Source organism: Pseudomonas sp. B5(2017), assembly GCF_002112825.1.
GTDB lineage: Bacteria > Pseudomonadota > Gammaproteobacteria > Pseudomonadales > Pseudomonadaceae > Aquipseudomonas > Aquipseudomonas putida_Z.
This window is the reverse complement of the sequence record NZ_NEIR01000014.1, coordinates 105,115-118,757: the sequence shown is the minus strand read 5'-3', so window position 1 is coordinate 118,757 and position 13,643 is coordinate 105,115. Positions and strand designations below refer to the sequence as shown.

Here is a 13,643-nt window from a genome sequence, read left to right as displayed (position 1 = left end):
CACCACCAACAGGAGTTCCCCATGCTCGGCGTCACCGACTACGGCGCGTTCGTCATCGCCTTCATCATCGTCCTGGCCATCCCCGGCCCGGGCAACTTCGCCCTGATCACCGCCACCGGCAAGGGCGGGATCAAGGCCGGCATGGCCGCGACGTGCGGGGTGATCCTGGGTGACCAGGTGCTGCTGTGGCTGGCGGTGGCCGGCGTTGCCACCCTGCTGGCGGCCTACCCTGCCGCCTTCCACGTGGTGCAGTGGGCCGGTGCTGCGTACCTGGCCTACCTGGGCCTGCGCATGCTGCTGAGCAAACCCGGAGGCGCGCCGCGGGCCAGCCGCATGGACAACGGCCAGTACCTGCGCCAGACCATGATGATCACCCTGCTCAACCCCAAGGCGATCATGTTCTACATGGCGTTCTTCCCGCTGTTCGTCGACCCGGTGAAGCACCAGGGGCTGGTGACCTTCGGCTTCCTCGCGGCGACAGTGGCAGTGGTGACCTTCCTGTACGGGTTGATTGCCGTGGTGCTGACGCACCAGTTGGCCGAGCGCATGCGCGCCAATCCGCGGATTGCCAATATGTTCGAGCGGTTGGCGGGGGCTTGCCTGGTGGGGTTCGGCATCAAACTGGCGGCAATGCGCTGAAGGCCCTGGGGGGCGCTTTGCGCCCCTTTCGCGACACAAGGCCGCTCCTACAAGCGATCGCACCAGGCTGGACCTGTGCGCGATCCCCTGTAGGAGCGGCCTTGTGTCGCGATGGGCCGCAAAGCGGCCCCCAGTCCTACAGCTGAAACTCAGAATTATCCCCTTCCTTGTAGGCCATTTCCCAAACATACTGCCAACCCGCTCAAACTGTTGCGACGGATTAGGTCGCGCTCTAGTCTCGGCTTGTCGTTGTCAACTCAACGACCGGCTTTGACAGGCCGACAACTTCTCCGTGCACGTACACCCGTTATGGCGGCAGTACGTGGGGCACCTCGTGTGCGCCGAGTCTCCGGAGTCCTCGGTCTGTCAACCCGCGTACCGCTGCCACCCTCTTGTTTGACAGCAAGTCCGTAGCAGCTCGACTGACTCTGGAGCTAACTATGCGCAAGATGGTCCCCGATCCACCCCACTCCCTCGATTCCACCCAGGCTCTGCAAGACACGCTGGTCCAGTCCTCAGAGTACGTACTCTGCGCCCTGTTCGTGGCCCGCCAATCCGTGCAACTCAAACCCACGGCCCCAAGTTCGATCGTGATGCAAGCCGTGATCCATGAAATGGAGGCGGTACAGGGCCTGGTCGAGTCCGCATTGATGCAATTGCAGATGCAGGCCCATTTACCGGCTGAGCTAAGAACTTTGCACTAGCAGGCCTGGCCTCTTCGCGGGCACGCCCGCGAAGAGGCCGGCACAGACACCCAAGATTCCAGGGAGAAAAACAATGCCCACCGACGACACAAAGCAACCCACCACAGTCGGCAAGACCTGCTTCTACCAAGGCGAAAACAACACCCACCCGCTGTTCCGCATCGAGCCCGGCATTCCCTGCCAGGACGCCCGCGAACAGGCATCCGAACTGATGGGCTACGTCCGCGACCTGATCATCACCGGTTTGATGGATGGCGACCAGAAGCTGATCTGGGCCTCGCATTACCTGAGTGCGATGGCCAAGGCGCTGCTGGATGATGCTGAATTGGGGATGATGAAAAGATGAACGTCGATATGCCAATTCTCGACTTGGATTTGAGCAACACCAAGCGTTTCGAGGCTTCCCGGTTTCTCGATAGCCCCGAAACGATAAATGTATTTCTGCAAGAAGCCATGAAGACTAATGATGTTTACGTTCTGAAGCAAGCGTTGAGAGAAGTCTCAAAGACAACACGCGTGCAGTAGCCGATTACTACCTGTCCCGCAACGAAACAGCCCCGCAGGCCTACAGCTGCGGGGTACCAAATCCCAAGCGCAGTACTTGGAAAGACCACCTCTGCGGGAGCCCAGCAGTGCAAAATCCATTCCCCAGAAATAAGAAGGCCCGAACGTAATGCCGGACCAAGCCAGCACCAGAGGATCGGGCGCGATTGGAGATCAATACTGCCGGATACATCAGTAAGCGCCAAGTACAGCGCTTACGAAAATGTATCAAAATTAAATGCAGAAACGGAAAACCCCACAGATTTGAAACTGAGAGGTTTTTCGATGTGTGGCTGAGAGTTAGAGCCTTACCGCAATAAAATTCTAGCAGGTGCTGCTTCGAGACTCCGCATCCCAATTCAACTCCTTCAGTCGATGCCAAGCTCTTTCTAGGTGAGAGGGCTTTAGATAAGCTCTCTTCCGCTCGCTCCAGCCATGTACCGCCTTGACTGCCTGTTCAGGATCATCTTTGGCTCCAGGGGCATTACACATAACCCAATGAACGGTGCTAAGTAGCTCCATTCCATACGGATCTTCAAACCCATCAATTAACTCGGCAACCCTTTCCATTCGATGCATAGTTTCGACATCTTCGCACAAAAACTGCTCCGCTTCTTCGATAGAGCCCGCCTTCAGCTCCAACGGTTTGGTGGGGTCGTCCTGACCGTCTCCGTAGCCATGGATAAAGTGACCGTCTAGTTTTATCAGTACTTGCCTGAGATTCTTAGCATATGGGCCAAACTGCTTGGCCTCAAACTGCAGCCGAAGAGGCTTGCCACTTTCCTGCAAGAAATACATCAGCTTATGAACTTCTAACAAACTGACAAATGGATCCAGAAGCCCTTTGAGATAGCGGTCCATTAAAAGAATCAGTGCGGCACGACCGTCAGTCATTTTGGGACGCTCTGTTCTATTTGGCATTTCTTTTGCTACAGGTGCACCAGACGGAGGGTACAGCAGCACCTCAACATCTGGCAAAACTGAAAATGCCTCTTCAATTGCGGGCTGAACCTCTTCCCATTTTAGGCCACCCAACCCGCAACCAAGTGGAGGAATTGCAATAGACTTAATATGCAATTCATTCACCTTACGAACTAAATCATCAAGGCCGCTTTGAATATTCTCAAGTTTACTTTTTGACTTCCAATGCCCTTTGGTTGGAAAGTTTATAATCCAACGCGGACCTCCAACCAACCCGCCAAGATCAAAGATATGAACTTTACCCAGCCGAACGGCATCATTTTTGCAAGCATCCTGATAGCTTTTGAACATGCTAGGAAACGCCTGCTTGAATTGCAACGCGATACCTTTACCCATGACACCTTCCGTGTTCACGGTATTCACTAACGCTTCAGTAGGTGCTGTTAGAAGGTTGCCTTTGCTAAGCTTGATCATTTTAGAAGTACCAGTCATTTTTGACTCTCACCTCAGGCTGATGCGTCGAATTGCGCACGATCTCTTGCACTCTCTCAACCGCCGCCTGATTGTAGCAGCCAATGAAATGGATACCCTGCCAAGGGAACTGCTCCGCCACCAAGAATTCTGACTGTTTTTGGTGCCGTTTTTCTCCCCAATACTTGGCATTGATTGTGGACCAATCCAAGTCAGCTAGCTTACTAATATCGTTATAAAAATCCGTATGGTAAGCGCCAGCGTTGCCGTCGCTGAAGGCCCATTCTCGTTGAAGCCCAACACCAGTACCGACGGAGCTCACCAAATGCACGATGTCACTCTGACATCCTTCGGGCTTGCCGGTGTTACCTCTGTTGACGGTGTAGAGCATTGGAGTACGCGGACAAAAATAGAAGGGCACAAACTCCCCGACATACCGAGGCCCACAGCAGCCTACACCTATTTCTTGGAGCCTACGAAGCTTGATGTGATCGTAGCCAATAACTGAGTGCTGCCCTGATTGAACCATCACGGCATCTGACTGAAGGCCGGAAGCGATTATCCCAGGTAGATTGGCAATATCTGTGATGTGATAGATCAGTACGTCTTCAGGTCTGGATGTCATAGATCGCGCCCGGGTTGGCATTGAGTAGCCAGTCCGCTCGACGACCGTGACACCGACACGAAGGCGCGAGCCCTGAACTGTCCTTGTTTAGGGCAAATAGTATGTGCTTTCTGCTGAGTTTTCACCAGCTCACAACTGTCGATCAGCGTGACGCCAAGGACGGTGAGATCACTCAATCGCTTCCCACCATACGCACCAGCCGACCTGTCAGCGACGACAGTTCCAAAGTAGTACAAATGGGCAGTACAACCCAGAAAACGAAAAGCCCCGCAGAAGTTAACCTGCGGGGCTTTTCGATATATGGCGGAGAGATAGGGATTTGAACCCTAGGTACTGTTGCCAGTACAACGGATTTCGAATCCGTCCCGTTCGACCACTCCGGCATCTCTCCAATGCCGCGCATCATACCAGCGTTCTTTTAAAACGCAAACCTTTTTTTAAAAAAAATCGCGTGGTATCAGGCGCTTGCGTGAACGTGCCGCTTACAGCGGCACGCCCAGGCGCTTGGCAACTTCTTCGTAGGCTTCGATCACGTCGCCCAGGCCCTGGCGGAAGCGGTCCTTGTCCATCTTCTTGCGGGTCTCTTTGTCCCACAGGCGGCAGCCGTCCGGGCTGAACTCGTCGCCCAGCACGATCTGGCCGTGGAATACGCCGAACTCCAGCTTGAAGTCGACCAGCAGCAGGCCGGCGTCATCGAACAGCTTGCTCAGCACTTCGTTGACCTTCAGCGACAGCTTTTTCATTTCGGCCAGCTGCTCGGCGGTGCCCCAGCCGAACGCGACAACGTGGGATTCGTTGATGAAGGGATCGCCCTTCTCGTCGTTCTTCAGGAACAGCTCGAAGGTGGACGGCTCCAGCTTGATGCCCTCCTCCACGCCCAGGCGCTTGACCAGGCTGCCGGCGGCGTAGTTGCGCACCACGCACTCGACCGGGATCATGTCCAGCTTCTTCACCAGGCACTCGTTGTCGCCCAGCAGCTTGTCGAACTGGGTCGGCACGCCGGCTTCTTCCAGTTTCTGCATGATGAAGGCGTTGAACTTGTTGTTCACCATGCCTTTGCGGTCGAGCTGTTCGATACGCTTGCCGTCGAACGCCGAAGTGTCGTTACGGAACAGCAGGATCAAGCGGTCGGCGTCGTCGGTCTTGTAAACCGATTTGGCCTTGCCGCGGTAGAGTTCGTCGCGTTTTTCCATGATTGGGCTCCGCTTGCTTGAGGTGTTGGGCTAGGCGATTTCGCGCCAGTCGAGCCCGTGTTCCTGATTCGCCACCTGGAGCCAGTCCGGGTCGCACCCAAGGGTGTCGACGAAGCACTGGCGAGCCAAGTGTGGCAGGTTGTTCTTGCTGCTGAGGTGGGCCAGCACCAGGTGTTGCAGGTTGCTCCAGCCCAACTCGTGCACCAGGCGCGCGGCCTGGTGATTGTTCAAATGCCCTTGCATGCCACCCACCCGCTGCTTCAGGAAGGCCGGGTAGTGACCGCGTGCCAGCAGGTCGCGGCAGTGGTTGGCCTCGATCAGCAGTGCATCCAGGCCCTGGTAACGCTCCAGCAGCAGCGCGTCGTACGAGCCCAGGTCGGTCAGCATGCCGAAGCGCCGCTGGCCGTCGCTGACCACGTACTGCAGCGGCTCGTAGGCGTCGTGCTCGACCCGCGCCGCGGTCACTTCCAGGCTGCCGATACGCAGGCTTTCGCCACAAGCGAGAAAACCGGCCACCTCCACCGGCTTGCGCATGCCGCGCAAGGTCCCCTGGCTGAGGTAGACCGGTACATTGTAGCGCCGTGACAGCAAGCCGACCCCATGCACGTGGTCGGCATGTTCGTGGGTGACCAGTACCGCACTGAGCTGGGCGGCCGACACGCCGAGCAGCGCCAGGCGCCGCTCGGTCTCGCGCAGGGAAAACCCGCAATCGACCAGGATGAACGTGTCACCACTGGCGATCAGCGTGCCGTTTCCCTGGCTGCCGCTTCCGAGTACCGCGAAGCGCACTTAGCCCAGGTGGTCCTGAATGGCGCTCAGCACGCGGCGGGCGACATCGGCCGGGGCCACGGTGTTGATGTTCTTCTCGACCGTGACCTGCACGCTCTCACCCACCTTGCTCAGGCGAACCTGGTAGCGCTCGGCACGGGCTTCACGCTCTTCCTTGGTCGGCTCGCTGCCGAACATGCGGCCGAAGAAGCCAGGCTGGTTCTGCTTGTCTTCAGGCTTTTCAGACAGGTTGATGTAGTACAGGCCCAGGCTGCGGTTGATGTCCTCGACACGCCACTCGCCACCCTGCTCCAGGGCACGGCCCACGCTGGACCAGGCGCGGTCCAGGTCGGCGCCCAGGTACAGCACCGGGTTGCCGCTGCCGTCTTCGCTCAGGCTGACGCGGCTTGGCGCGTCGAAATCGCGCGCGGCCAGCAGCGATACCGAACCGCCCTTCTCGGCGCTGCGGTTCATGCTGGCAAGCATTTCGTCGACCAGCAGGGCATCGGCACCGGTGTTGCTGGAGGTGGACGGGAAATCGGGCTCGGCAGTGCTGCCGGCCGGGCGCTCGACGCTGACCACATACACCTCGGAGGTGTTGCGCTGCACGCCAGGCTCCATGCGCACACGCACGCGCACTTCGCTGTCAGCGCTGCTGGCAGTGCTGGCCAGGCGCTGGCCGAGCGAAGCCGACAGTTCGTCGAAACGCTGCCAGGTGGTGTTGAATTCACCAGTCTGCGGGCGCTCTTCGGCGATGCGGAAGCCGTTGTCCTCGAAGAACTGGCGAGCCACCGGCCATACTTCGGCCGGCGAATGCTGGGCCAGCACCCAACGGCTGCTGCCGCTGCGCTGCAGGCTGTAGTCGGTAACCTGGGCGGCGCCACCGGTCATCGGTTGCGGGCGCGGCACCTCGAACTCGCCGGTAGCGCTGTCGTCGGCGACGTTGCGCGGGATCGGCAGCAGCGGGTCAAGGCGCTTGACGTTGCTGGCGTCCGGCGGCAGCTGCATCGGCGCAGTCGGGCGCGCCTGCAGGTAATCGCTGCCGCGGTCGCGGAAATAGCCATCCTCGCCCCACAGCCAGCCACACCCACTGGTGCTGGAGATGATCAGGGCAAGGGCGGAAAGACCAGCCAGTCGCTTCATGCGGTGTACTTCCTCTTAAACCAGTACGCCGGACTGGCGCAAGGCAGTACGGACTTTTTCGTGGCAGCCTTCGCTCAGCCAGGTCAGCGGCAGGCGAATGCCTTTGTGCATCAGGCCCATTTCGACGAGTGCCCATTTCACCGGGATCGGGTTGGACTCGCAGAACAGGTCTTTGTGCAGCGGCATGAGTTTTTCGTTGATTGCGCGGGCCTTCTCGGCATTGCCCTCAAGGGCGGCCTCGCACAGGTCGGCCATTTCGCGCGGGGCGACGTTGGCAGTGACGGAAATGTTGCCCTTGCCGCCCATCAGGATCAGCTCGACGGCGGTCGGGTCGTCGCCGGACATGACGATGAAGTCTTTGTCGACGCCATCGAGGATGGCCTTGGCGCGTACCAGGTCGCCGGTGGCTTCCTTGATACCGATGATGTTCTTGACCTTCGACAGGCGGATCACGGTATCGGCCTGCATGTCGCAGGAGGTGCGGCCGGGTACGTTGTAGAGGATCTGCGGGATGTCGACGGCTTCGGCGATGTGCTTGAAGTGCTGGTACAGGCCTTCTTGCGTCGGCTTGTTGTAGTACGGCACTACCAGCAGGCAGGCGTCGGCGCCGGCGCTCTTGGCGTTCTGGGTCAGGTGCACGGCTTCGGCAGTGGAGTTGGCACCGGTACCGGCGATGACCGGGATGCGGCGGGTGCTGCGCTTGACGCGCTCGACCACGTGCTTGATGACCAGGATGTGTTCTTCGACATCCAGCGTGGCGGACTCACCGGTGGTGCCGACAGCGACGATCGCATGGGTGCCGTTTTCCAGGTGGAAGTCTACAAGTTTGTCGAGGCTTTCCCAGTCGAGACGCCCTTGTGCATCCATGGGAGTGACCAATGCCACCATACTGCCCGCAATCATGTAACTGCTCCTGCCGGAAAAAGAGAGCGGTAATGGTACTGGGGGCATCGGCCTTGCACAAGCGAAGCAGGCGGGCGGAGCATTCCCCTCGGCGCCTTATTTCGCTACCCTTGATGCTTTGATCGGTGCAGCGCGGCCCGCCGGGCCGTCGACCTTGCTCCCCGCCAGCGTCCACGACCTCGCATGCGAGCCCCGGGCCCTGCCGACAGGAGGCTTTCGCCCGTCCTGTGCCGACCGCTCATCGCTTTAGGAATGCTGCATGTCCACCCCCACCGTCCGCGAACAATTCCTTGTCATCAGTGCCCTGGGCCCCAACCCCATGGAGCTGGCCAACGTCCTCAGCCGCGCTGCCTTCGAAAACCGCTGCGCGGTGGTCACCTCGCGCCTGAGCCGCCACGGCGAGACCAGCGCCCTGGTACTGCAGGTAGGTGGCAGCTGGGACGCCCTGGCGCGCCTCGAAGCCATGCTGCCGGGCCTGGGCAAGAAGCACGGCCTGACCCTGGACGTGGTGCGCAGCGCCGACCAGGAAGTGCGCCCGCAGGCCCTGCCCTACGTGGCCTACGTCAGCGCCGCCTACCGGCCGGACATCATCAACGAGCTGTGCCAGTTCTTCCTCGACCACCGCGTCGAGCTGGAAGCCATGACCTGCGATACCTACCTGGCACCGCAGACCGGCAGCAGCATGCTCAATGCCCAGTTCACCGTGATTCTGCCGGCCGGCACCCAGATCAGCTGGCTGCGTGACCAGTTCCTGGACTTTGCCGATGCCCTGAACCTCGATGCGCTGATCGAGCCATGGCGTCCACAGAACCCAATGTAAGGAAACCGACCATGGCCGTAGCACTCGACCAACCCGTTGCCGACTTCCAGGCCCAGGCCACCAGCGGGCAAACCGTCAGCCTGGCCGAACTCAAGGGCCGGCAAGTGGTGGTGTACTTCTACCCGAAGGACAGCACCCCGGGCTGCACCACCGAAGGCCAGGGTTTCCGTGACCAGCACGATGCCTTTGCCGCAGCCAACACCGTGGTGTTCGGCGTATCGCGCGATGGCATCAAGTCGCACGAGAACTTCAAGGCCAAGCAAGGCTTCCCGTTCGAGCTGATCAGCGACAAGGACGAAGCCCTGTGCCAGCTGTTCGACGTGATCAAGCTGAAGAAGCTGTATGGCAAGGAATACATGGGCGTTGACCGCAGCACCTTCCTGATCGACAAGGACGGTGTGCTGCGCCAGGAATGGCGCGGGGTGAAGGTGCCCGGGCATGTGGATGCAGTACTGGCTGCTGCCCAGGCCCTGAACAAGGCTTGAGATCGTTGGGGGCGCTTTGCGCCCCTTTCGCGACACGAGGCCGCTCCTACAGGAAATCGCGTATCCCTGTAGGAGCGGCCTTGTGTCGCGATGGGCTGCAAAGCAGCCCCAAAATTACAGCATTGGTGACACGCTAGGCTCCTGCCGCGGCCAGGCATCCAGCACGGCCTTGATCAAGGTCGCCAGCGGGATGGCAAAGAAGATCCCCCAGAACCCCCACAACCCGCCAAACAGCAACACCGCGCAGATGATCGCCACCGGGTGCAGGCTCACCGCCTCGGAGAACAGCAGCGGCACCAGCACGTTGCCGTCCAGCGCCTGGATGATCGCGTACACCGTCATCAGGTAGATGAACTGGTCACCCCAGCCCCACTGGAACAGTGCGATCAACGTCACCGGCACGGTCACCACCACCGCGCCCACGTAAGGCACCACCACCGACAGCCCCACCAACAGCGCCAGCAACGCGGCGTAGTTGAGCCCCAGACTGATGAAGGCGATGTAGGTGGCAATGCCGCAGATCAGGATCTCGATGCCCTTGCCGCGGATGTAGTTGGCGATCTGCCGGTTCATCTCGCTGCCCACCCGGTTCAGCAGGCTGCGTTGGCGTGGCAGGTAGCCGCTTACCCAACGGCCGATCAGTTCGCGGTCCTTGAGAAAGAAAAACACCAGGATCGGCACCAGTACCAGGTAGATCATGGCGTTGACCAGCAGCGGCAGGCTCGATAGCGAGAAGGTCAGCGCCCACTGGCCGAACTTGCCGATTTCCCCGCGCACCGACTCGATGGCATGCAGCACCTGCTCGTCCGACACCAGGTGCGGGTAGCGCTCGGGCAACAGCAACAGCAGCGACTGCCACTTGCCGAGCATGCCCGGCAGTTCGTTGAACAGGGTGATCAACTGGTGCCACAGCAGCGGCACCAGCACCAGCATGAACACCGCCAGCGCGCCCATGAACAGGGCGAACACCAGCATCACCGCCAACCGGGTGGGTACCCGCAAGCGCTCCAGGGCATTGACCAGCCCCTGCATCAGAAACGCCAGCACCATGCCCGCCAGCACCGGCGCAAGCATGCCACCCAGGGTTAGTACCGCAGTAAAAGCCAGGAACAACAGGACCGCCAGCACCACCGCTTCCTCATCGGAGAAGTAGCGCTGCATCCAGTCGCGAAGCACTTTGAACATTGACGATCCTTGGAAAGACTCAGGCCTTGCGCAGCCAGTAAGTGTAGGTACCGGCCTCGGCCGTTTCCCGCAGCAGGGTATGACCGGCCAACTGGGCGAAAGTGCGGAAGTCGCGCTGGGAGCCGGCGTCGGTGGCGATTACCTTGAGCACCGCGCCGCTGGCCAGGCGGTTGAGCTCCATCTTGGCCTTCAGCAGCGGCAAAGGGCAATTCAGCCCGCTGGCGTCCAGTTCGGCGTCACAGGTCAGGGTTTCACTCATTGCGGGGCTCTCCAAAGGCATTGCCAGGCTGTATCTGGATTTGGCCGGCTAGGATAGCGCCACTGGTCGCCAACGTGTGAGCCCGCTACAGTAGGTATCTTTGACCGACGCGAGCTTCATGCATGAATCTACTGCGCCCTACCCTGCTGACGCTGGCCTGCCTGTTGGCCCTTCCCGGCCATGCTGACGACCTGCCATCACTGGGCGACGCCAGTTCCGCGATCGTCTCGCCACAACAGGAGCACCAGCTTGGCCGTGCCTGGCTGAGCCTGCTGCGCGGCCAGGTCAACCAGCTCAACGACCCGCAGCTGAAGGATTACGTCGAAACCAGCGTGTACCGCCTGGCCGAAACCAGCCAGCTGCAGGACCGCCGCCTGGAATTCATCCTCATCGATAGCCGCGAGCTCAACGCCTTTGCCGCCCCCGGCGGCATCGTCGGGGTCAACGGCGGGCTGTTCCTCAACGCCCAGACCGAAGGCGAGTACGCCTCGGTACTGGCCCACGAACTGGCGCACTTGTCGCAGCGCCACTTCGCCCGCGGCGTCGAGGCCCAGCAGCGCATGCAACTGCCGATGATGGCAGCGCTGCTGGCCGGCATCGTGCTGGCGGCCGGTGGCGGCGGTGATGCCGGTATCGGTGTGATCGCCGGCACCCAGGCAGCGGCGATCCAGGAACAGCGGCGCTTCTCGCGGCAGAACGAACAGGAAGCCGACCGCATCGGCATCCAGAACCTGGAAAAGGCCGGCTACGACCCGCGCAACATGCCGACCATGTTCGAGCGCCTGGCCCGGCAGTACCGCTACGACGCCAAGCCGCCGGAATTCCTGCTGACCCACCCGGTAACCGAGTCGCGTATCGCCGACACCCGCAACCGTGCCGAGCAGGCCCCCAAGGGCGGCGTCGAGGACAGCATGCGCTACCAGCTGATCCGTGCCCGGGTGGCGCTGACCTACGAAGGCACCCCGGGGCTGGCGGCCAAACGCTTCCGCGCCCAGCTGGACGAAGACCCCAAGCTGGACGCCGCGCGTTACGGCCTGGCCCTGGCGCAGATCAAGGGCGGCCAGCTGAACGAGGCGCGTGAACTGCTCAAGCCGCTGCTGGCCAAGGCACCCAACGACATTACCTACAACCTGGCGCAGATCGACCTGGACATCACCAACAACCGCCTGGCCGACGCACAGCAGCGCGCCGAACGCATGCAGGGGTTGTATCCGGGCAACTACCCGCTGAAACAGGTGCGTGCCGATCTGCTGGTGAAGCTGAACAAGCCCGCCGAGGCGGAAAAGGTGCTGAACGAACTGGTGAAGAGCCGGCCGGATGACCCGGACGTGTGGTACGACATGGCCGAAGTGCGGGGCCTTTCAGGCAATACCATTGGCTTGCACCGGGCGCGGGCCGAGTACTTCACCCTGGTGGGCGATTTCGACCAGGCCATCCAGCAGCTGGATTACGCCAAGCGCAGGTCGGGTGGGAACTTCCCGCTGGCGGCACAGATTGACCAGCGCCAGCGCGAGATCATGGAGCAGCAGCGCATGGTTCAGGAAATGATGGGGCGTTGAGGGCCCTTTCGCGGGTAAACCCGCTCCCACAGGGACCGCACCGCCCGTGAGCGCTGCGCTGTACCTGTGGGAGCGGGTTTACCCGCGATGAAAGCGACGCGGTCTGGCGTCAGGCGTTCCCGGACAACTTCAGGCGCGCTGCCTGGGTAAAGTCCAGCATCCGGTTCAGCGGCTTGATCGCCTTCGGCACCAGCGCCGGGTCGACAAAGATCTCGTTCGTGCCATTACGCAGGCAATCCAGCACACGCTCCAGGGTGTTCATCGCCATCCACGGGCAGTGCGCGCAGCTGCGGCATGCCGCGCCGTTACCGGCGGTGGGTGCTTCGACGAACTCCTTGTCCGGGCACAGCTGCTGCATCTTGTAGAAGATGCCGCGGTCGGTGGCGACGATGAAGGTCTTGTTCGGCAGGGTCTGGGCAGCCTTGATCAGCTGGCTGGTGGAGCCCACCGCATCGGCCAGCTCGATCACCGCTTCCGGCGACTCGGGGTGGACCAGAATCGCCGCATCCGGGTACAGCGCCTTCATGTCGGCCAACTGGCGCGACTTGAACTCTTCGTGAACGATGCAGGCACCGTCCCACAGCAGCATGTCGGCACCGGTTTGCTTCTGGATGTAACGCCCCAGGTGCTGGTCCGGGCCCCAGATGATGGTTTCGCCGTTGTCCATCAGGCTTTCGACGATTTCCAGTGCGCAGCTCGAGGTCACCACCCAGTCGGCGCGGGCCTTCACGGCAGCGGAAGTGTTGGCGTAGACCACCACGGTACGCTCGGGGTGCTGGTCGCAGAAGGCCGAGAACTCTTCTACCGGGCAGCCCAGGTCGAGCGAGCAGGTGGCCTCCAGGGTCGGCATCAGCACGCGCTTTTCCGGGGTTAGGATTTTCGCCGTCTCGCCCATGAAGCGCACACCGGCAACGATCACGGTTTCGGCCGGGTGGTTCTTGCCGAAGCGGGCCATTTCCAGCGAGTCGGACACGCAGCCGCCGGTTTCTTCGGCCAGCGCCTGGATGACCGGGTCGCAGTAATAGTGGGCGACCAGCACGGCGTTCTGGGCCTTGAGCTCGGCAGCGATGGCCGCACGGTATTCGGCCTCCTGCTCGGCTGTCAGCGGGTTTGGCTGCTTGGCGTCGAGGTGGGCCTGAACCAACAGGCGTTCGGAAATCTGGGTCATGATCGCTGGACCTGCAGGCGCGTGCGCGCGTCAAATCGAGTGTATCACCCGGCCCTGACAGATCGGCTAAGGGTGCCGGACGGCACGAAGGCCGCCACGGCCCTCTGCGGGCGCGGATTATTATCGGAGGCCGAAGGCTACAGACAATCCAGCGATTTCTAAAGTGGTTTTTGTGTTGCCTGTGCTGGCCTCTTCGCGGGCACGCCCGCTCCCACAGGTACAGCGCTGCCCTCGGGGGCAAAGAGTAACCTGTGGGA

15 protein-coding genes, 1 tRNA gene and 1 pseudogene are annotated in these 13,643 nt (G+C 60.9%); 7 read left to right on the top strand and 10 right to left on the bottom strand.

Going from position 1 to position 13,643, the window contains the following annotated elements:
- The first annotated feature begins 21 nt into the window (after window positions 1-21).
- The 4 genes and pseudogenes from CAG00_RS21210 to CAG00_RS29150 form a co-directional block, all read left to right on the top strand.
- Complete coding sequence (locus tag CAG00_RS21210) at window positions 22-639, top strand: LysE family transporter (RefSeq protein ID WP_025340245.1); 618 nt, start codon at window positions 22-24, stop codon at window positions 637-639.
- Window positions 640-1,079: 440 nt separating this feature from the next.
- A complete protein-coding gene (locus tag CAG00_RS21205; RefSeq protein ID WP_085665262.1) occupies window positions 1,080-1,343 on the top strand; it encodes a hypothetical protein in 264 nt (87 codons plus the stop codon).
- A gap of 73 nt (window positions 1,344-1,416) precedes the next feature.
- Complete coding sequence (locus CAG00_RS21200; protein ID WP_085665261.1) at window positions 1,417-1,689, top strand: DUF3077 domain-containing protein; 273 nt, start codon at window positions 1,417-1,419, stop codon at window positions 1,687-1,689.
- Window positions 1,686-1,862, top strand: a pseudogene (locus CAG00_RS29150) (putative addiction module antidote protein); the annotation flags it as partial. The gene CAG00_RS21200 and the pseudogene CAG00_RS29150, both read left to right, overlap by 4 nt.
- A gap of 348 nt (window positions 1,863-2,210) precedes the next feature.
- Here the strand turns inward: CAG00_RS29150 and CAG00_RS21190 are convergent.
- The 7 genes from CAG00_RS21190 to dapA all read right to left on the bottom strand — a co-directional run bounded on the left by CAG00_RS21190 (window position 2,211) and on the right by dapA (window position 7,910).
- The gene (locus tag CAG00_RS21190) at window positions 2,211-3,299 is read right to left on the bottom strand and encodes a macro domain-containing protein (protein ID WP_085665259.1); all 1,089 of its coding nucleotides are present in this window, start codon (window positions 3,297-3,299) and stop codon (window positions 2,211-2,213) included.
- On the bottom strand, window positions 3,283-3,903 hold the full coding sequence (locus CAG00_RS21185; protein ID WP_063913089.1) for a DUF4433 domain-containing protein: 621 nt from the start codon (window positions 3,901-3,903) through the stop codon (window positions 3,283-3,285). The genes CAG00_RS21190 and CAG00_RS21185 overlap by 17 nt, the downstream gene beginning before the upstream one ends.
- A 301-nt stretch (window positions 3,904-4,204) precedes the next feature.
- Window positions 4,205-4,294: transfer RNA gene (locus tag CAG00_RS21180), tRNA-Ser, on the bottom strand.
- 91 nt (window positions 4,295-4,385) lie between these two features.
- Window positions 4,386-5,096, bottom strand: a complete 711-nt coding sequence (gene purC / locus CAG00_RS21175; RefSeq protein ID WP_004375217.1) for a phosphoribosylaminoimidazolesuccinocarboxamide synthase — start codon at window positions 5,094-5,096, stop codon at window positions 4,386-4,388.
- Window positions 5,097-5,126: 30 nt separating this feature from the next.
- On the bottom strand, window positions 5,127-5,885 hold the full coding sequence (locus CAG00_RS21170; RefSeq protein WP_012273748.1) for an MBL fold metallo-hydrolase: 759 nt from the start codon (window positions 5,883-5,885) through the stop codon (window positions 5,127-5,129).
- On the bottom strand, window positions 5,886-7,007 hold the full coding sequence (gene bamC, locus CAG00_RS21165; RefSeq protein WP_004375223.1) for an outer membrane protein assembly factor BamC: 1,122 nt from the start codon (window positions 7,005-7,007) through the stop codon (window positions 5,886-5,888). It abuts the gene before it with no gap.
- Window positions 7,008-7,022: 15 nt separating this feature from the next.
- Window positions 7,023-7,910 (bottom strand): 4-hydroxy-tetrahydrodipicolinate synthase, encoded by an 888-nt coding sequence (gene dapA / locus CAG00_RS21160; RefSeq protein ID WP_025340253.1) that lies wholly within the window; start codon window positions 7,908-7,910, stop codon window positions 7,023-7,025.
- Window positions 7,911-8,169: 259 nt separating this feature from the next.
- Here dapA and CAG00_RS21155 point away from each other — a divergent pair, with 259 nt between their 5' ends.
- Both CAG00_RS21155 and CAG00_RS21150 read left to right on the top strand, forming a co-directional pair.
- Window positions 8,170-8,730, top strand: a complete 561-nt coding sequence (locus tag CAG00_RS21155) for a glycine cleavage system protein R (RefSeq protein ID WP_013973793.1) — start codon at window positions 8,170-8,172, stop codon at window positions 8,728-8,730.
- A gap of 11 nt (window positions 8,731-8,741) precedes the next feature.
- A complete protein-coding gene (locus tag CAG00_RS21150; protein ID WP_013973794.1) occupies window positions 8,742-9,215 on the top strand; it encodes a peroxiredoxin in 474 nt (157 codons plus the stop codon).
- Window positions 9,216-9,329: 114 nt separating this feature from the next.
- Here CAG00_RS21150 and CAG00_RS21145 read toward each other — a convergent pair whose 3' ends face one another.
- Together CAG00_RS21145 and CAG00_RS21140 are read right to left on the bottom strand one after the other, a co-directional pair.
- Window positions 9,330-10,400, bottom strand: a complete 1,071-nt coding sequence (locus tag CAG00_RS21145) for an AI-2E family transporter (protein ID WP_015271461.1) — start codon at window positions 10,398-10,400, stop codon at window positions 9,330-9,332.
- A gap of 19 nt (window positions 10,401-10,419) precedes the next feature.
- Complete coding sequence (locus CAG00_RS21140) at window positions 10,420-10,659, bottom strand: sulfurtransferase TusA family protein (RefSeq protein ID WP_004375233.1); 240 nt, start codon at window positions 10,657-10,659, stop codon at window positions 10,420-10,422.
- Between the two features lie 122 nt (window positions 10,660-10,781).
- Here CAG00_RS21140 and CAG00_RS21135 point away from each other — a divergent pair, with 122 nt between their 5' ends.
- Complete coding sequence (locus CAG00_RS21135) at window positions 10,782-12,218, top strand: M48 family metalloprotease (RefSeq protein ID WP_025340255.1); 1,437 nt, start codon at window positions 10,782-10,784, stop codon at window positions 12,216-12,218.
- Between the two features lie 109 nt (window positions 12,219-12,327).
- Here CAG00_RS21135 and nadA read toward each other — a convergent pair whose 3' ends face one another.
- Window positions 12,328-13,386 carry a quinolinate synthase NadA gene (nadA, locus tag CAG00_RS21130; protein ID WP_003254747.1) on the bottom strand — a complete coding sequence of 353 codons (1,059 nt, stop codon included), beginning with the start codon at window positions 13,384-13,386 and terminating at the stop codon, window positions 12,328-12,330.
- Between the last annotated feature and the right edge of the window lie 257 nt (window positions 13,387-13,643).